Below are 18,107 nucleotides of genomic sequence, written 5' to 3'. Positions count from 1 at the left end.
GTGCGGGGGCGGCTGCCGCCCCCGCACCGTCTTGGCCGGTGCCGGGTGGATCAGACGGCGAGCCGCTTGCTGTAGTCCAGGGTGACGACGGCGGCGCCCATCAGCAGCGCCGAGCCCACGAAGTACAGCAGCGCCCACGTGTAGCCGCCGGTGGCGCCGACGATCAGGCCGACGGCGATCGGGGTGACGAATCCGGCGATGTTGCCGCTGAAGTTCATCGCCCCGCCGAGCACGCCGGCGTTGGTGCGGCCGCCCAGGATGGACGGGACGGACCAGAACAGGCCCACCCAGCGCAGGAAGAACAGCACCACGGACAGCAGCGTCACGGCGGTGATGGGATCCGGGATCACGGTGGTGCCGATCAGGCCCAGCGTCACCATGAGCGCCGAGAAGCCGAGCATGGAGCGCATGACCTTGTTGGCACCGTGGCCCTTGGCCCGCAGCCGGTCGGCCAGCGCGCCGCCGAGGATCTCGCCGACGAAGCCGGCGCCGAAGATCACGAAGGTGGACCAGCCAATCGTCTTCAGGTCGAAGCCCTTGGCCTCCGACAGGTACAGCGGGCCCCAGGTCAGCAGTCCGTAGAAGACGCCGTTGAAGCCGAGCCAGCCCAGGCACATGGCCCAGAAGGAGCGGTGGCGCAGGTACGGCAGCAGGGCCCGGCGCGTCTCGCCGCCGCCGGCGGCCGCGTCCTCCTCGCGGTGGGAGGCCTCGATGTACTCGGCCTCGGCGTCGTTCACGCCCGGGTGCTCCCGGGGGTTGTCACGCACGTACTTCCAGACGGCCAGGCCGAGCAGGACAGTGGCGGCGCCGGCGATGATGAAGGCCCACCGCCAGCTGCCGGTCATGGCGATCAGTCCGGCGATGGCGACGCCGCCGATGCCCGCGCCGAGCGGTGCGCCGGCGTCCAGGATCGTGGCGCCGCGGCCCCGCTCCTTGGCGTGCATCCAGATGGCGTTGAGCTTGCCGCCGGCCGGCATCACGCCGGCCTCCGTGACGCCGATGCCCATGCGGGCGATGAACATGGAGAGGAAGCCGCCGGCGAGGCCGGAGGCCGCCGTGGCAGCGCCCCAGCCGACGCAGGAGGCCGTCATCATCTTCCGGGGGCCGAAGCGGTCGATCAGCCAGCCCATGGGGATCTGCATGGCGGCGTAGGTCCAGAAGAACGCGGAGAGCAGCAGGCCGACGAGCTCCGGCGGCAGGTTGAACTCCTCCTGGATCATCGGCAGGGCGACCGAGATGGAGCCGCGGTCGATGTAGTTGACCGTCACGAGGACGAGCAGCAGTATGAACAGCTTCCAGCGGACGTTGGTGGGCGCGGACCGCTTCGTCGCGGTGCCGGCCTCCTCCGTGGTGATCGGCGAATCCTGTTGAGTGGACACGGGGTGTTCCTCGCTTCTCGAAGGGAGTGATTTTTGGGATCCCATTCAGCGTAGAAGTGTCCCAGCTCACGTTTCAACGGATATTTGGGCTCCTTTCGGAGCCCATGCGCGCCACCCCGTCCGGACCCGCCGTGCCCGTCCGGACGCACGCAGGGAGGGCCCGGGGGACCGCTCTCGCGGCCCCCGGACCCTCGTGCCCGTCCGGACGCACGTAGGGAGGGCCCGGGGACCGCTCTCGCGGCCCCCGGACCCTCCCTGCGTGGTGCTCTGCTGGCTACAGGCTGACCTGGCGGTTCACGTCCTTGTAGAGCAGGTAGCGGAACTTCGCGGGGCCGCCGGCGTAGCAGGCCTGCGGGCAGAAGGCGCGCAGGGACATGTAGTCGCCCTCCTGCACCTCGACCCAGTCCCCGTTCAGGCGGTATACGGCCTTGCCCTCGAGGACGTAGAGGCCGTGCTCCATGACATGCGTCTCCGCGAACGGGATGGACGCGCCCGGCTCGAAGGTCACGACGTTGACGTGCATGTCGAACGCGAGGTCCTGCGGATCGAGCATGCGGGTGGTCCGCCAGGCGCCGTTGGTGTCCGGCATCGGGTTCGGCTCGATGTCCTGCTCATTGCCGACCACCGGGCGCGGGGTGTGGCCGGCCAACGGCTCGTAGCGCTTGCGGATCCAGTGGAAGCTGGAGGTCTCGACGCCGTTGTTGGCGACGGACCACGCGGTGCCGGCCGGGACGAACGCGAAGCCACCGGCGCGGAGCACGTTCGGGGTCCCCTCGATGGTCACCGTGAGCTCCCCGTCCATCACGAACAGGAAGCCCTCGACCTCGGCCTGCGGCTCGGGGTGCTCCGAGCCGCCGCCCGGGGCGACCTCGACGATCGACTGGGCGAACGTCGTCGCACCCCCGGCCACGGGCCGGTTGAGGACCCAGGCGCGGGAGCCGGTCCACTCGGGGAAGACCGAGGTGACGATGTCGCGCAGCACGCCGCGCGGGATGACCGTGTAGGCCTCGGTGACGATGGCGCGGTCGGTCAGCAGGTCCGACTGCGGGGGCAGACCGCCCTGGGCGGAGCGGTAGGAGGCGGCCGGGGCCGCCGTGGCGATGTCAGACATGGGAACCTTCCGGGGAGTTGAGCGGGATGTTGAGGGCGATGGAGCGCAGCTGCGCCTCGTCGACCCCGGCCTGGGACTGGACGTCCTCGGCGGTGAACGCGCCGCAGACCAGGCCGCGGTAGATGAACAGGGCCAGGGCCCGGGCGGTGGCCGGCTCGTCCATGACGGACGACTCCACCTGGTGCACGTAGTTGTACAGGCGGGTGGCCGCCGCCCCGAAGCCCTCGCGGTAGAACGAGTACGTCGCGAGGAAGCGCGTGGGCAGCTGGGCCGCGTGCAGGTCCCAGCCCTGGTAGATGCCCCGCTCCAGGTGGCGGCGCACCAACCGGGCGTGGAGCCGCCAGGCGGCCACCCGGTTCTCGGGGTCGCCGAGCGGCAGGATGTTGGTCGAGCCGTCGGAGAGGTGGACGCCGGTGCCGGCGACCGCGACCTGCATGACCGACTTGGCGTAGTCGGCGGCCGGGTGCTCCATCGACTGGTAGGCCGCCGCGATGCCCAGCGAGGCCGAGTAGTCGTAGGTGCCGTAGTGCAGGCTGGAGACGCGGCCGCGACCGGCGTGGATGAGCCGCGCGGACGGGACCGTGCCGTCGTCGGACAGGATGAGCTGCGGGGTCTCCATCTGGACCTCGAAGCGCAGGCGGCCCGGCGTGAGGTCGTGCGCCCGCTCGAGTTCCTCGACGGCGAAGACCATGGCCTCCACCTGCTCCACCGAGGTGACCTTCGGCAGCGTCAGGACCAGCCCGTCCGGCAGGCCGCCGGCGGCGACCAGGCCGCCGACGAACAGGTCCAGCGTGCGCAGGCCCCGGGCCCGGGTGGGGGCCTCGAAGGACTTGAACCGGATCCCGATGAACGGCGGGGCGGTGCCCTCGACGACGGCGTCGCGGACCGCGAGCGCGGCACGGACGGCGTCCGCGTCCTCGGCCGCGTCGCCGCGATCGCCGTAGCCGTCCTCGAAGTCCAGCCGGAGGTCCTCGATCGGCTCCGAGCGGAGCTTGCGCTCGACCAGCTCCGCCAGCGTCGCCGAGTCCTGGAGACCGAGCAGGCCCGCCAGCCGGGCGAGGCCGCCGGCCTCCCCCGCCGCCGCGAGGGCGCGAGTGCCCCAGTCGGCCGCGGTGCCGGTGACGAACTGGTCCGCCGGCATGTAGACGGTGTGCACCGGCTGCCGGCGCCCGTCCTCGCCCGGGTAGAGGTCCGAGAGGCGGCGGTCCGCCGCGGCGAGGCGCCGCTCGATCTCCGCGAGTGCGTCCGCGCCCAGGGCTGGGGAGACGCTCACGAGGCCACCAGCTCCTCGGTGAGGAAGCGGTACGCCGGCAGCGTCAGGAAGTCCTCGAAGTCCTCCTCGCGCCCGGAGACCAGGCGGCCGATCAGGTCGGCGGCCGGGCGGTAGTAGCGCTCGAAGCGGGCGTCGTCGTCCACCTCGGTGCGCAGGTGCTCGATCTCCTCGGCGAGGATCCGGGCGGCCAGCTCGGCCGTGATGGTGTTGCCGGTGTCCTCGGCGACCACGCCGTTGCGGATCTGCTGCCAGACCTGAGACCGGGAGATCTCCGCGGTGGCCGCGTCCTCCATCAGGTTGTGGATCGCCACGGCGCCGTTGCCCGAGAGCCAGACGGCCGTGTAGGCGACGGCCACGTAGAGGTTGGCGCGCACGCCAGCCTCGGTCACGCGGCCCGGGGCGGAGGCGATGTCCAGGAGGTCCTCGGCGGAGACGTCAACGTCCTCGCGGAGGCGGTCCAGCTGGTTCGGCTTCTCGCCGAGCACGGCGTCGAACCGCTCGCGGCAGACCGGCACCAGGTCCGGGTGCGCCACCCAGGAGCCGTCGAACCCGTCCTTGGCCTCGCGGGACTTGTCCGCGCGGACCTTCTCGAACGCGGCCTCGGTGACGGCCGGCTCGCGGCGGTTCGGGATGAAGGCGGCCATGCCGCCCATCGCGAACGCGCCGCGCTTGTGGCACGTGCGCACCAGCAGCTCGGTGTAGGCGCGCATCATCGGGGCGGTCATCGCGACGTCGGCGCGGTCCGGCAGGGTGAAGGCGCTGCCGGCCTCGCGGAAGTACTTGATGATGCTGAAGAGGTAGTCCCAGCGGCCAGCGTTGAGGCCGGACGCGTACTCGCGCAGCTCGTAGAGGATCTCGTCCATCTGGAAGGCCGCCGGGATGGTCTCGATCAGGACCGTGGCGCGGACGGTGCCGTGCTCGATGCCGATCTCGGCCTCCGCGAACGCGAACACCTCGTTCCACAGCCGCGCCTCGAGGTAGGACTCCATCTTCGGCAGGTAGTAGAACGGGCCCTGGCCGGTCTCGGCCAGGTGCTTGGCGTTGTGGAAGAAGTGCAGTCCGAAGTCCACGAGCGCGCCGACGGCGGGGGCGCCGTCGACCTCGACGTGCGCCTCCGGCAGGTGCCAGCCGCGCGGACGGACCACGACGACGGCGCGGTCGACCTCGCCGCGCAGGGCGTACTTCTTGCCCTCCGGCGACGTGAACTCCAGGGTGCCGCGGGCGGCGTCGTGCAGGTTCTTCAACGCATCGATGACGTTGTGCCACGACGGCGTGGACGCGTCCTCGAGGTCGGCGAGCCAGACCTTGGCGCCGGAGTTCATGGCGTTGATCGCCATCTTGGCCGGCGTCGCGGGGCCGGTGATCTCGACGCGGCGGTCGCGCAGCGCCTCGGGGGCCTCGGCGACGGTCCAGTCACCGGCGCGGACCTCGGCCGTCTCCGGCAGGAAGTCGAGCCGGGCGGCCGCGGAGGCCTTCGAGCGCGCCTCGACGCGGGCCTCGAGCAGCTCGTCGCGGGTGGCGGCGAAGCGCTGGTGGAGCTTCTCGACGAAGGCGAGCGCCTCGTCGGTCAGCACGGTCTCGGCGCCGGCGACGGTGGGGGCCGGCTGAGCGGAGATGGTCATGACGGATTCCTTCTCTGAAGCTAGTTGGACTGGGCTGCGTTGACGACCGCTGCGGCCACGTCGCCGGCGACGCGCGGGTCGAACACGCTCGGGATGATGAAGCCCGGGTGCAGCTCCTCGTCCGAGACGCGGTTGGCGATCGCCTCGGCGGCGGCCACGAGCATCGGGTCCGTGATGTCGCTGACGTGCGCGTCCAGCAGGCCGCGGAAGAAGCCCGGGAAGGCCAGGACGTTGTTGATCTGGTTCGGGAAGTCCGAGCGGCCGGTCGCGACGACGGCGGCGTGCCGGCCGGCGGCGATCGGGTCCACCTCGGGGTCCGGGTTGGCCATCGCGAAGACGATCGCGTCGTCGGCCATGGCCTCGATGTGCTGCTCCTCGAGGACGTTCGGCGCGGAGACGCCGATGAAGACGTCGGCCCCGGTCATGGCCTCGTGGAGGGTGCCGTCGAAGTTGTCCTGGTTGGTGTTCTCGGCCAGCCAGATGCGGTGCGGGTCGGTGTGGTCCTGGCCCTGGTGGACGGCGCCCTGGCGGCCGCAGGCGACGATGTTGCGTGCGCCGGAGGCGATGAGGAGCTGGATGATGGCGTGGCCGGCGGCGCCGACGCCCGAGACGACGATGTGGACGTCCTCGATCTTCTTGCCCACCACCTTGAGGGCGTTCTTCAGGGCGGCGAGCGTGACGATCGCCGTGCCGTGCTGGTCGTCGTGGAAGACCGGGATGTCGAGCTCGTCGCGCAGGCGGCGCTCGATCTCGAAGCAGCGCGGGGCCGCGATGTCCTCGAGGTTCACTCCGCCGTAGACGGGCGCGATCGCCTTGACGACCTGGATGATCTCCTCGATGTCCTGCGTGTCCAGGCAGACCGGCCAGGCGTCGACGCCGGCGAACTGCTTGAAGAGGGCGGCCTTGCCCTCCATCACCGGCAGGGCGGCCTCCGGGCCGATGTTGCCCAGGCCCAGGACGGCGGAGCCGTCGGTGACGACGGCGATCGTGTTGCGCTTGACGGTCAGGCGGCGGGCGTCATCCTTGTTCGCGGCGATCGCCTGGCAGACACGGGCGACGCCCGGGGTGTAGGCACGGGAGAGATCGTCGCGGTTGCGGAGGGCGACCTTCGGGTTGACCTCGAGCTTGCCGCCGAGGTGCATGAGGAAGGTGCGGTCGCTGACCTTGCGGACCTCCACGCCCTCGAGCCCGTCCAGGGAGGAGCGGATCCGCTCGCCGTGCTCGGCGTCGGACGTGTTGCAGCTGACGTCGACGACCATGCCCACGTGCGTGGACTCGACGACGTCCAGGGCCGTCACCGAGCCGCCGGCAGCGCCGACGGCGGCGGCGAGTTCGCTGGTGACAGTGATGGACGCAGGCGTCTCGACACGAAGCGTCAGTGAATATCCGGGGCTCGGGTTGCCCATGTGGTCCTCCTCGTCGTGCGGTCCTCCCTCTGCGGGCGGACCACGAAAAACTGTTTCCGTATAGTGGATACTAGAATCTGTGATGTGGAAATGCAAGACTTTTCGTGCGGTGGAACACAGTTAATTTTCGGTGCACGGAATTTCTGGTCGCCGATGCGATAACCTGACCGCACGGACAGCCCACGAGGCGAGGTCCGGACAGACCCCCACCCGAGGAATAGCCCATGCCTGTCAAACCCGCCGCAGGAGTCCAGTCGGTCGAGCGCGCGTTCGAGCTCCTCGAGCTCATCGCCCGCGCCGGTGGTGAGTGCACGCTCAGCGAGCTGGCCGCCGAGACCCCGCTGCCGCTGCCGACCATCCACCGCCTGCTGCGCACGCTCGTCGGCATCGGCCACGTTCGCCAGATGCCCAACCGCCGCTACGCCCTGGGCCCGCGGCTCATCCGGCTCGGCGAGGTCGCCAACCGCCAGCTCGGCGCGCTGGCGGGCCCCGTGCTGCGCTCCCTCGTGGACGATCTCGGCGAGTCCTCGAACCTCGCGGTGCTCGACGGCGACATGGTGGTCTACACCGGACAGGTCCCGTCCGCCCACAGCATGCGCATGAACACCGAGGTGGGCCGCCGTGCCAACCTCCACAACAGCGGCGTCGGCAAGGCGATCCTCTCGGTGCTGGACGACGAGCGCATCGCCCGCCTCGTCACCCAGGCGGGGATGCCCGCGGCCACGCCCAAGAGCATCACCACCCTGTCCGGCCTCTTCGCCGAGGTCGAGCGGATCCGCGAGCAGGGCTACGCGGTGGACGAGGAGGAGCAGGAGATCGGCGTCCGTTGCTTCGCCATGGCGATCCCGGGGGCGCCGACTCCCATGGCGATCTCCATCTCCGGTCCCGTCTCGCGCGTGGGCCAGGACTTCGCGGACCGGGCCGTCCCGGCCCTGCAGCGCGCTGCCGCCACGATCTCCTCCGCGCTCACCGGCAACCTCTGAGCGCACGCCCCCCGGTCGGCGGCCTCCGGGCCGGCGCCAGACAGGAGACGGCCTGCGCGTAACCCGCTCTGGGGCCCGCCCCTGGCTCCGACAGCCGGTTCGCCAGTGGGTTCGCCTCGGTCGACGTCGCACTCCTGCAGGATCCGGCGGCGATTCAGCTGTAGCACTGCGACCTCGGCGCGCGAGCCCCGAGAAATCGCGACCCCGGTGCTCCGTCCCTGCAGAATCGTGACCTCGACGCGTCCGCGGGGCACGACAGGTGCGACTCGAGCACGGCCGGCGCTGCGACGTCGCGGTTCAGCACCGGCGGGTACCCATACACGGTGCTGAAGCTGCTCGTCGCAAGGCCGCTGGGGCTGAAACGGCACCTCGCGTAGCCGCCGGGGCTGGATTGGCACCTCGCGCGCACCCTGCGAACCACCACGGCTGGATTGGTCCCTCGCACGCACCCTGCGAACCACCGGACCTGGAATGGCACCTGGCAGAGGCGCAGGAGCGGCAGCGCACCCCGCGCGAAACGCCAAGGACCGGAAAGCCCCCTGGAGACAGCCGGGCTGCAACGCCAACTCGCGCAGCAGCGGCCCTGCTCCGGGCACAGAGAAGCGGTGCGGCCCCCTCCCCCAAGGTTTCCGCACCGCTCCCCGTGCAGCCGGGCCCGTCGCCGGGCCGGCTGGCTTCGCTGACGCGCTACGTCTCAGTCGTTGCGCTTCAACGCTGCGCTGCGGCGGGTGCCGGCAGCGAAGCTCTCTGCGGCGTGATCCAGCCGCTCTCCGCCCTCGGAGCCGGGACCCCCGGACCCCGGGGCCGGCCGCTCGTCCGCGGCCTGTTCCTCCTGGGCCCGCTTGGCGGCGGCCTCCTCCTCGGCGATGCGGCGGAGCTCGTCCGGGTCGACGCCGTCGGGCAGTTCGGCCTCGACGCCTGCGTCGTCGCAGGCCTTGACGTGCTCGGCCAGGGCCACGGTGAACTGCTCGGCGGTCACCACCGGCACTTCCTCGCCGTCGGCGTCGATCAGCTTGCCGGCCTCGAAGTGGTCGCCGTCGCGCAGGCCCTGGATCTGGTCGGTCGGGACCATGCGCGGCGGGGCGGCCTGGAAGACCGAGCCGCCGGCGGAGTTGCCGGTCTTGATCTCGTTGAACAGGATGTTCAGGAACACCGCCATGATCGCGGCGGAGCTGATGCCCGAGTGGAAGATCGTGCTCGCCCAGGCGGGGAAGTCGTGGTAGAAGTCCGGCTTCACGATCGGCACCATGCCGAAGGCCACGGACGCGGCCACGATGATCATGTTCGGGGTGGAGAACTTGACCTTGCCGAGGGTCCGGATGCCGGACGCGGCGACCGTGCCGAACAGGACGATGCCGGCGCCGCCGAGGACCGGCGTGGGAACGGCGGCCACGACGCGGCCCAGCACGGGCAGCAGGCCCAGGACCAGGAGGATGCCGCCGCCGGCGGTCACCACGAAGCGGCTCTTGACGCCCGTGATGGCGACGAGGCCGACGTTCTGGGCGAAGGCGCTCTGCGTGAAGGTGTTGAAGACCGGCGCGAGGATCGAGGAGACCATGTCCGCGCGGAGACCGTCCGCGATGCGGCGGGAGTCGACGCGGGTCCGCGCGATCTCGCCGACGGCCAGGATGTCGGCGGTCGTCTCCGTCAGGATGACGAGCACCACGATGGTCATGGAGATGATGGCGCCGACCTCGAAGATCGGAGCGCCGAAGGCGAACGGCTGCGGCAGCGCGAAGAAGGCGCCGTCGCCGACCTTCGAGAAGTCGGCCATGCCGAGGGTCCAGGCGACGAGCGTGCCGATGACGATGGCCAGCAGGATCGACAGGCGGGAGATGGCCGCATTGCCGACCTTGCTGAGGATCAGGACGACGACGAGCGTGAACGCGGCAAGGCCGATGTTGGCGAGGCTGCCGTACTCGGGGTCCTCGGCGTTGCCGCCCATGGACCAGTTCGCCGCGACCGGTGTCAGCGACAGGCCGATCATCGTGATGACGACGCCGGAGACCACCGGCGGGAAGAACCGGACGATCCTGGCGAAGAACGGGGCGATCAGGAAGCCGATGACTGAGGCGGCCAGCACCGCGCCGAGGACGGACTGGATGCCTCCGTCGCCATTGGCGATGGCGACCAGTGTGGCCACCGAGGCGAAGGACGTTCCCTGCACGAGCGGGAGCTGGCAGCCGAAGAACGGGACGCCCACGGTCTGCAGGATCGTCGCCAGACCGCCGACGAAGAGGCAGCAGGACACGAGCAGTGCCAGTTCCATGTCGCCGAGCCCGGCGGCGCCGCCGATGATCAGCGGCGGGGCGATGATGCCGCCGTACATTGTGAGAACATGTTGCAGTCCGTAGGCGAAGGTGCGCCCGATGGGCAGGCGTTCGTCCTCCGGGCGGATGGTTGTGCTTGCAGCTGTCATAGCTGATCTCCTTGTCCAATGCCCGGAGAGGACGGCCGGGCCCGTGTTTGCGGCACGGGCCCGGCCCTTTCTTCCTCCCCGGGTCCGGGTCCTTCTAGATGTGTTGCTCAGCAGAATCCGGAGGAGTTCTCCCAGATCGGATGCGTGTCGGCGACGCCCTCACGCTTGATCGCTGCCTCGATCAGCCCGTACGGGCGATCCGCGGCGAAGAAGACCTCGTTGGGGTTGTCCTGGCCGAACGGGTCCAGGTCCACCAGGAAGTGGTGGTTGTTCGGCAGGCTCATGCGGATCTCGTCGATCTCCGGGTGCGCCTCGAGCACCGCGCGGCCCATCTGGAACATGCTCTGCTGCAGCGCCAGCGAGTGCGTGTCGGCGAAGGCCTTCAGGAGCAGCGCCCGGACGGACGTGTAGATCGCGTCGAAGTCGATGTCGCCGGCGTTGACCGCGTCGGTGTTGTAGCGCCAGCGGGCCGTGAGGTCCGTGGCCAGGATGCGGTCCGTGGTCTCCTTGAGCGTGGTGAAGCGGTCACGCGGGAAGCCGTGGAACTCGCTGCCGGTGGACTTCAGGACGGTGACGCCCTCGATGCCGGCGACGATGTTCTTGGTGCCGTCGGTGATCTCGAGGATCGCGGTCCGGACCTCGCTCTTGTTGCGCGAGAAGGCGTGGTCGTGATCCTCGATGCGGTCCCAGAAGTACTGCTCGGCCTTCCACCGGCCGCCGCTCACCCAGTCGAACTCGCCCGTGAAGTGATCGCCGAGGCGCTTCAGGAAGTTCTCGATGGTGCCGACGCCCTCGCGGGCGAAGCCGTAGACGGTGTTCTTCTGGGTGTCGGTGGCGACGACCTTGCTGTTGTCGCCCTCCGTGTGCGCGGTCTCGAAGTCGCCGTGCAGCTGCGAGGACACGTTGAGGTCCTCGATCTCGTGGCGGTCTGTGTCGCGGCTGATCTTCACCAGGCGGACTTCGGCCTTGCCGTACTGGTTCTTGCCGAGCACGATCTTCGTGCCGGTCACGGTTTCCGGTGCAGTCATAGTCATCGTTAGCTCCCTCGGTAGCTCGAGTATGCGAATGGGCTGATCAAGAGTGGTACGTGGTAGTGCTGGGCGACGTCGGCGATGACGAAGCCCAGGACGACCTCGGGGAAGAAGGTTTCCGTTCCCGTCTTCCCGAAGTAGGACCCGGTGTCGAAGGTGATCCGGTAGTGCCCTGCTTCTACGCGAGTCGGGCCGAGGTTGCGGATGCGACCATCGTCGTCCGTCTGTCCCGAGCCGACTTCCTGCCAGCCGGATGCGCTCTTGTGCTCCAGCGTGGCCTTGACACCGGAGGCAGGCCTCCCGGTCCCGGTGTCGAGTACATGGGTGGTGATGTGGCTGCGTTCGCCATCGGGATTGCTCATCGGAATGCTCCTCTGCGCTGAGTTCTGGGCTGCTCTCCCCCGAGGGAGAGCGGGATCGGTGGACGCGGTGCGTCAGGAGTGGGCGGCCGAGGCCGCTGCGGGCGCCTCGAGGGCGCCGCGGAGCCGGAGCAGGGCGATCTGGCGCAGCTGATCCGCGGTCTCGCGGTCCTCCTGCTCGGCCGTGTTCTCCAGGCGGCGCTGCAGCTCGGCGAGGATCTCCTCGGGGCTGCGGCCGGCGGCGCGGATCAGGAACACGTGGCCGAAGCGCTCCTCGTAGGCGAGGTTGCCCTCGTTGATACGGCGCGTGACGTCGGACTCCGGGTCGACGGCGGCCTGCTCGCCACGGCTCAACTTGGCCTCGGCGGTCTCGCCGTCGGCGCGCTCGCCGATGCGGGGGTGGTGCGAGAGCGCCTGCTCAACCTCGTCGGCGGTGAACGGGAGTGCGGCGGTGGCGGCCACGGCCTGGAGCTCGTCCAGCGAGGCGTAGGGGCGGCCCGCTTCCAGCGCGTCGATCCAGCGGTCGACGTCGATGCAGGGGCGCAGCGCGGCGCGGGCGCTCTCGGGGTCGGTCGAGTTGAATTCTTCGAGGTCCATTGGGAGTTCAGCTTTCGTCGTTGCGACAGCTCCGCCTCAGTGCTGAACACCCTTGACCATTGGCGTGAACCAACTTGACTCGATGTTTCTGTATGACGGAACTTTTATTTCACTAGGACCATGTAACGCCGATCACAGCCATCCTGTCAAGCTCCGGGGCGAAAAATCTTTGAAGCATTGAGTTCCTGACGCCGGGATCCCCGGCGAATTGGCTCGACCCCTTGTGCGGACGGCCCCAGGCGGCGATACTTGGATTCCATAGTTCAAGAAGATTCTTCCGCGTAGCGAAAGTGTTCGCCACGGAAGGCCGGCCGCGCGGGCCAGCCGCACAGGACGCGGACCACCAGGAGTCAGGCACCCAGAGGAGCAACCATGATGACGGACACGACCAGCACCCCCGGCCCCCAGCCCGCCGATCTGTCGGCGCGCTACGGGACGACTCCGCCCTGCGCAGCGACCGGTGTGCCCGTCGATCTCCGTCACGGCAAGACCTCCGGGCCAGACATCTCGTTCTACGCGGCCGGCGGACTCGATCCGGACTTCGCACTCGAGCGGCCCAAGCGCGCATCGCTCTGGAGCCGCCTGAAGACCCGGCTGGCCGGCTAGAGTCCGGCCCAACGCCGCGCGGCGCCTGGTCGGGGCCTGGCCGGCGGACAGAGCAGAAGGACCGGCCCCCGGGATTCCCGGGGGCCGGTCCTTCTGTCATGCGTGGGCGGTCAGCTGTCGCCGCCGGCGTTGCCGCTGGTGCCGGCGTTGACGTCGTCGAGCCGGTAGCGCTCGAAGGCCTGGGCGGGCGCCTCGGTGGGCACCTCGCCGCGCCGGGCGAGCATCTGCAGGGCCCGGACCACGATGCTGTGCGCGTCGATGTTGAAGAACCGGCGGGCGGCGGCACGGGTGTCCGAGAAGCCGAAGCCGTCGGCCCCCAGCGTCGCCCACTCGTTGGGCACATACTGGCGGATCTGATCCGGCACCTGGGACATGTAGTCCGTGGCCGCGACGACCGGCCCCTCGGCCCCGGCCAGCTGCCGGGTCACGAAGGGCTCCCGCGGGCTCTGCGCCGCAGGATCCAGGAAGGCGTCGCGTTCGGCGGCGAGGCCGTCGCGGCGCAGCTCCGTCCAGCTGGTCACGGACCAGACGTCGGCGGAGACGCCCCACCCCTCGGCGAGGATGCGCTGGGCCTCCAGGGCCCACTGGACCGCGACGCCGGAGGCGAGCAGCTGCGTCCGCGGCCCCTCCGTCTCGCTCGCGGCGATCCGGTGGATGCCGCCGAGGATCCCGTCGACGTCCACGCCCTCCGGCTCGGCGGGCTGCACGTACGGCTCGTTGTAGACGGTCAGGTAGTACATGACGTTGGGGTCCGGGTGGTTCCCGCCGTACATGCGCTCCAGACCGGCCCGCATGATGTGCCCGATCTCGTAGCCGTAGGCCGGGTCGTACGTGACCACGGCCGGGTTGGTGGCGGCGAGGATCGGCGAGTGGCCGTCGGCGTGCTGCAGGCCCTCGCCGGTGAGCGTGGTCCGGCCGGCGGTCGCGCCGATGACGAAGCCGCGGGTCATCTGGTCGGCGGCGGCCCAGAAGGAGTCGCCGGTCCGCTGGAACCCGAACATCGAGTAGAAGACGTAGACCGGGATCAGCGGCTCGCCCTGGGTGGCGTACGCCGTTCCCGCGGCGGTGAACGCCGAGACGGCGCCGGCCTCGTTGATGCCCGGGTGGATCAGCTGCCCGGCCGGGGACTCCTTGTAGGCCAGGACCAGGTCCCGGTCCACGGAGAGGTACTCCTGGCCGCCCGGGTTGTAGATCTTCGCCGTCGGGAAGAACGCGTCCATGCCGAAGGTCCGCGACTCGTCCGGGACGATCGGCACGATCCTGCTGCCGAACTCCTTGTCCCGCATCAGATCCTTCAGCAGGCGCACGAAGGCCATGGTGGTGGCGGCCTGCTGCTTGCCGGAGCCGCGCTTGGCGATGGTGTACGTCTTCTCCTCCGGGAGCACGACGTCGGCGTGCCGGGTCCGGCGCTCGGGGAGGAACCCGCCGAGGGCGCGGCGGCGCTCGAGGAGGTACTCGATCTCGGGCGCGTCCTGTCCGGGGTGGAAGTACGGCGGGCGGTAGGGGTCCGCCTCCAGCTGCTCGTCGGTGATCGGGATCCGCAGGTAGTCGCGGAACGACTTGAGGTCGTCGAGGGTCAGCTTCTTCATCTGGTGGGTCGCGTTGCGGCCCTCGAAGTGCGGGCCCAGGCCGTAGCCCTTGACCGTCTTGGCCAGGATGACCGTCGGCTTGCCCTTGAACTCGGTGGCGGCCTTGTAGGCGGCGTAGACCTTGCGGTAGTCGTGCCCGCCGCGCTTGAGGTTCCAGATCTCGTCGTCGCTCAGATCCGCCACGAGTTCCTTGGTGACCTGAGACTTGCCGAAGAAGTGCTCGCGGACGAACCCGCCGTTCTCGGCCTTGTACGTCTGGTAGTCGCCGTCGGGCGTGCGGTTCATGATGTCGACGAGGGCCGCGGAGTTCTCGCTGGACAGCAGCGAGTCCCACTCGCGGCCCCAGACGACCTTGATGACGTTCCAGCCGGCGCCGCGGAAGAAGGCCTCCAGCTCCTGCATGATCTTGCCGTTGCCGCGGACCGGTCCGTCGAGGCGCTGCAGGTTGCAGTTCACCACGAAGTTCAGGTTGTCGAGCTTCTCGTTGGCCGCCAGCTGGAGCAGGCCGCGCGACTCGGGCTCGTCCATCTCGCCGTCGCCGAGGAACGCCCACACCTGCTGGTCGGACGTGTCCTTGATCCCGCGGTTGTGCAGGTACCGGTTGGACTGCGCCTGGTAGATGGCGTTCATGGGGCCGATGCCCATCGATACCGTGGGGAACTCCCAGAACTCGGGCATGTTCCGCGGGTGCGGGTAGGAGGGCAGCGCGTGGCCCTCCTTCGACTTTTCCTGGCGGAACCCGTCCAGGTCCTCTTCGCTCAGGCGTCCCTCGAGGAAGGCGCGGGCGTACATGCCGGGGGAGGCATGTCCCTGGAAGAAGACCTGGTCGCCGCCGCAGGGGTGGTCCTTGCCGCGGAAGAAGTGGTTGAAGCCCACCTCGTACAGCGTCGCCGCGCCCGCGTAGGTGGAGATGTGCCCGCCGACGCCGATGTCGGGGTGCTGGCCGCGGTGCACCATGACGGCGGCGTTCCACCGCATCCAGGCGCGGTAGCGGCGCTCGACCTCCTCGTCGCCGGGGAACTCCGGCTCCTGATCGGCCGGGATGGTGTTCACGTAGTCTGTGGTGATGGCGGCCGCGACGGCGACCTGCCGCTCACGGGCCCGCTCGAGCAGGCTGCTCATGATGGTGCCGGCGCGATCCGCGCCGCCGACCTTGAGCATGGAGTCGAACGATTCGATCCACTCGGCCCGTTCCTCCGCGTCCGGTTCGGATGCGAACCGGGGCTCGTCGATGATGGTCATGTCTTCCCTCCGAGGACAACGGCGGTTTTCGCCGATGCGATCCAGTTACCGCTATACGGAATTGTTTTTTCGCACAGTAGTATCCTAGTGAAAGCCGTCACGTCGCCGATGTCAACGTGCCGCCCCGAAAGCGTCCCTCCGAGACACCCGCCGAGGAGCCCCCATGACCACCAGCGCACCCATCGACTCCCCCCGCGACGAGTCCGGCCGGCCCGAGCCGCGCACCGCGGTCATCACCGGCGCCGGCTCCGGCATCGGCGCGGCCAGCGCCCGGCGGCTGCTCGCCGCCGGGTGGAACGTGGTGCTCGCCGGCCGCCGCAGCGCACCCCTGGAGGAGACGGCCGGCGGTCACCCGCAGGCCCTCGCGGTCCCCACGGATGTGACGGACCCGGACTCGGTCGCGGCCCTCTTCGATGCCGCCGTCGGACGCTTCGGGCGCATCGACCTGCTGCTGAACAACGCCGGCACGTTCGGCCCGGCGGTCGACGTCGGCGACCTGACCGCGGCCCAGTGGAACGACGTCGTCGCCGTGAACCTCACCGGGGCCGTCCTCTGCGCCGGCGAGGCCTTCCGGCGCATGCGGGACCAGCTCCCGGCGGGTGGGCGGATCATCAACAACGGCTCGATCTCCGCGCAGGCCCCCCGCCCCCGCTCGGTGGCGTACACGACCACCAAGCACGCGATCTCCGGCCTGACCAAGTCGATCGAGCTGGACGGCCGCGCCCACGGCATCTCCTGCACGCAGCTGGACATCGGCAACACCGCCACCGACATGATGACCGCGATCGGCACCGGCAGCGGCGCGCTCCAGGCCGACGGCACCCGCCGGACGGAGCCGACGTTCCCCCTGGAGGAGGCCGCCCGCACCGTCGAGTTCCTGGCCTCGCTGCCGGCGAGCGCGAGCGTGAACCAGCTGACCATCACGGCCGCCGGGATGCCGTTCGTCGGCCGCGGCTGACGGACCCGGGCGCCGGTCTTGCCACGGCGGGGCGGCGGTGCTGGACTGTGACCATGACCACACCAGCACCGGCTCCGCCGGAGACCATGGTTCTGCTGGCGATCGGCACCAAGAAGGGCCTCTGGCTCGCGGCGAGCGACGACCGCGTGCACTGGACCCTGTCCGATCCGCACTTCCTCGTCCTCGAGGCCTCCTCCGTAGCGATCGACAACCGCCCCGACCGGCCGCGCGTCCTGGCCGGCCTGCTCGACTGGCACTGGGGCCCGACCGTCGTCACCAGCGACGACCTGGGCGCCACCTGGTCCGAGCCCGAGCACGGCGCCATCAAGTTCCCACCGGAGACGGACACCGCGCTCGAGCGGGTCTGGCACCTGCACCCCGATGCGGCGGACCGGCCCGGCGTGGTCTGGGCGGGCGCCGAGCCGCACTCCCTGTGGCGCTCGGAGGACGGCGGCGAGTCCTTCGCCCTCAACGAGGGCCTGTGGAACCACCCGCAGCGCCGCCAGTGGCAGCCCGGCGGGGGCGGGCCGTGCCTGCACACGGTGCTCCCGGACCCCGGGCGCGAGCAGATCCACGTGGCGGCCTCGGCCGCCGGGGTCTACCGGTCCGACGACGGCGGGGCCACCTGGGCGCCGAAGAACCGGGGGATCGTGGCCGGGTTCCTGCCGGACGAGCAGCCCGAGTTCGGCCAGTGCGTCCACCGGATCGCCCGCGACGCCGAGAACCCGGACCGGCTCTACGCCCAGAACCACGGCGGCGTCTTCCGCTCGGACGACGCCGGGGACTCGTGGACCTCGATCGCCGACGGCCTGCCCGGCGACTTCGGCTTCACCTTCCTCACGCACCCGCACCGCGGCGGCACGGGCTGGGTCCTGCCCATGGGCGCGGACATCGACCGGAAGCCGGCGAACGCCCGCCTGTCGATGTACCGCACCGACGACGGCGGCGATACCTGGACCGAGCAGCACGACGGGCTGCCGGACCGCGACTACAACACCGTCCTGCGCGATGCCGCCGCCGTCGACGACCACCCGGAGTCCACCGGCGTGTACTTCGGCACGCGCGCGGGCGAGGTGTACGCCAGCGGCGACGAGGGCGGCACGTTCGTCCGCGTCGCCGAGCGCCTGCCGGACATCCTCAGCGTGCAGGCCGCGGTGGTCCCGCGGGCGCCGCTCCCGCAGGGCTCGGAGCCGTACGTCCCGCAGTTCCCGGAGGAGTAGACCATGGCGCACGTGACCGTCCGGGTGCCGGCGGTCCTGGCCGCCGGCCTCGGCGGGCGCAGGGAGGTGGAGGTCCCGTACGACGCCGATGCCGGGCCGCCGACGGTCCGTCGCCTGCTCGACGTGCTCGCCGAGCAGCACCCGCGCTTCGGGCGCCGGGTGCGGGACGAGCGCGGCGAGGTGCGCCGCTACGTCAATGTGTTCGTGGGCCCGGACAACATCCGGGACCTCGCCGGCCAGGACACGGCGGTGCCCGCCGGGGCCGACCTCCTGGTGGTCCAGTCGGTCGCCGGCGGGTGACCTCCCGCCGGT

General features: G+C 70.3%; 15 protein-coding genes. 5 read left to right on the top strand and 10 right to left on the bottom strand.

The window, feature by feature from the left end:
• Nucleotides 1-50: 50 nt before the first annotated feature.
• From ABD784_RS10425 to ABD784_RS10405, 5 genes are all read right to left on the bottom strand, one after another.
• Nucleotides 51-1,379: an MFS transporter gene (locus tag ABD784_RS10425; RefSeq protein ID WP_344884005.1), complete on the bottom strand. Its 1,329-nt coding sequence runs from the start codon at nt 1,377-1,379 to the stop codon at nt 51-53.
• 274 nt (nt 1,380-1,653) lie between these two features.
• On the bottom strand, nt 1,654-2,490 hold the full coding sequence (locus ABD784_RS10420) for a bifunctional allantoicase/(S)-ureidoglycine aminohydrolase (protein ID WP_344884002.1): 837 nt from the start codon (nt 2,488-2,490) through the stop codon (nt 1,654-1,656).
• Nucleotides 2,483-3,763, bottom strand: a complete 1,281-nt coding sequence (locus ABD784_RS10415) for a DUF6986 family protein (RefSeq protein WP_344883999.1) — start codon at nt 3,761-3,763, stop codon at nt 2,483-2,485. The genes ABD784_RS10420 and ABD784_RS10415 overlap by 8 nt, the downstream gene beginning before the upstream one ends.
• The gene (gene aceB, locus ABD784_RS10410; RefSeq protein ID WP_344883996.1) at nt 3,760-5,385 is read right to left on the bottom strand and encodes a malate synthase A; all 1,626 of its coding nucleotides are present in this window, start codon (nt 5,383-5,385) and stop codon (nt 3,760-3,762) included. Before aceB ends, ABD784_RS10415 begins: the two co-directional genes overlap by 4 nt.
• A gap of 20 nt (nt 5,386-5,405) precedes the next feature.
• Nucleotides 5,406-6,791 carry an NAD-dependent malic enzyme gene (locus ABD784_RS10405; RefSeq protein WP_344883993.1) on the bottom strand — a complete coding sequence of 462 codons (1,386 nt, stop codon included), beginning with the start codon at nt 6,789-6,791 and terminating at the stop codon, nt 5,406-5,408.
• A gap of 224 nt (nt 6,792-7,015) precedes the next feature.
• Between ABD784_RS10405 and ABD784_RS10400 the strand changes: the two genes are divergently transcribed.
• Nucleotides 7,016-7,774 carry an IclR family transcriptional regulator gene (locus ABD784_RS10400; RefSeq protein ID WP_344883990.1) on the top strand — a complete coding sequence of 253 codons (759 nt, stop codon included), beginning with the start codon at nt 7,016-7,018 and terminating at the stop codon, nt 7,772-7,774.
• Nucleotides 7,775-8,468: 694 nt separating this feature from the next.
• Here the strand turns inward: ABD784_RS10400 and ABD784_RS10395 are convergent.
• The 4 genes from ABD784_RS10395 to uraD all read right to left on the bottom strand — a co-directional run bounded on the left by ABD784_RS10395 (nt 8,469) and on the right by uraD (nt 12,180).
• Nucleotides 8,469-10,193: a nucleobase:cation symporter-2 family protein gene (locus ABD784_RS10395; RefSeq protein ID WP_344883987.1), complete on the bottom strand. Its 1,725-nt coding sequence runs from the start codon at nt 10,191-10,193 to the stop codon at nt 8,469-8,471.
• A gap of 107 nt (nt 10,194-10,300) precedes the next feature.
• Nucleotides 10,301-11,227: a factor-independent urate hydroxylase gene (gene pucL / locus ABD784_RS10390; RefSeq protein ID WP_344883984.1), complete on the bottom strand. Its 927-nt coding sequence runs from the start codon at nt 11,225-11,227 to the stop codon at nt 10,301-10,303.
• 2 nt (nt 11,228-11,229) lie between these two features.
• Entirely contained in the window at nt 11,230-11,586 is a 357-nt protein-coding gene (gene uraH / locus ABD784_RS10385) for a hydroxyisourate hydrolase (protein WP_344883981.1), read from the bottom strand.
• A 72-nt stretch (nt 11,587-11,658) separates the two neighbouring features.
• A complete protein-coding gene (gene uraD, locus ABD784_RS10380; protein WP_344883978.1) occupies nt 11,659-12,180 on the bottom strand; it encodes a 2-oxo-4-hydroxy-4-carboxy-5-ureidoimidazoline decarboxylase in 522 nt (173 codons plus the stop codon).
• 372 nt (nt 12,181-12,552) lie between these two features.
• Between uraD and ABD784_RS10375 the strand changes: the two genes are divergently transcribed.
• Nucleotides 12,553-12,786, top strand: coding sequence for a hypothetical protein (locus ABD784_RS10375; protein ID WP_344883975.1), 234 nt, complete (start codon nt 12,553-12,555; stop codon nt 12,784-12,786).
• 110 nt (nt 12,787-12,896) lie between these two features.
• Here ABD784_RS10375 and aceE read toward each other — a convergent pair whose 3' ends face one another.
• Nucleotides 12,897-15,617, bottom strand: coding sequence for a pyruvate dehydrogenase (acetyl-transferring), homodimeric type (gene aceE / locus ABD784_RS10370; protein ID WP_344883972.1), 2,721 nt, complete (start codon nt 15,615-15,617; stop codon nt 12,897-12,899).
• 163 nt (nt 15,618-15,780) lie between these two features.
• Here aceE and ABD784_RS10365 point away from each other — a divergent pair, with 163 nt between their 5' ends.
• From ABD784_RS10365 to ABD784_RS10355, 3 genes are read left to right on the top strand one after another with little or no spacing between them, the layout of a single operon-like run.
• Nucleotides 15,781-16,575, top strand: coding sequence for an SDR family oxidoreductase (locus ABD784_RS10365; protein ID WP_344883969.1), 795 nt, complete (start codon nt 15,781-15,783; stop codon nt 16,573-16,575).
• A gap of 53 nt (nt 16,576-16,628) precedes the next feature.
• Nucleotides 16,629-17,795, top strand: a complete 1,167-nt coding sequence (locus tag ABD784_RS10360; RefSeq protein WP_344883966.1) for a WD40/YVTN/BNR-like repeat-containing protein — start codon at nt 16,629-16,631, stop codon at nt 17,793-17,795.
• A 3-nt stretch (nt 17,796-17,798) separates the two neighbouring features.
• Complete coding sequence (locus tag ABD784_RS10355; RefSeq protein ID WP_344883963.1) at nt 17,799-18,095, top strand: MoaD/ThiS family protein; 297 nt, start codon at nt 17,799-17,801, stop codon at nt 18,093-18,095.
• The last annotated feature ends 12 nt before the right edge of the window (nt 18,096-18,107 follow it).

It is taken from the genome of Zhihengliuella alba (assembly GCF_039538765.1).
Lineage (GTDB): Bacteria > Actinomycetota > Actinomycetes > Actinomycetales > Micrococcaceae > Zhihengliuella > Zhihengliuella alba.
The sequence above is the reverse complement of the archived record's forward strand: the minus strand, read 5'-3'. Positions and strand labels throughout refer to the sequence as shown.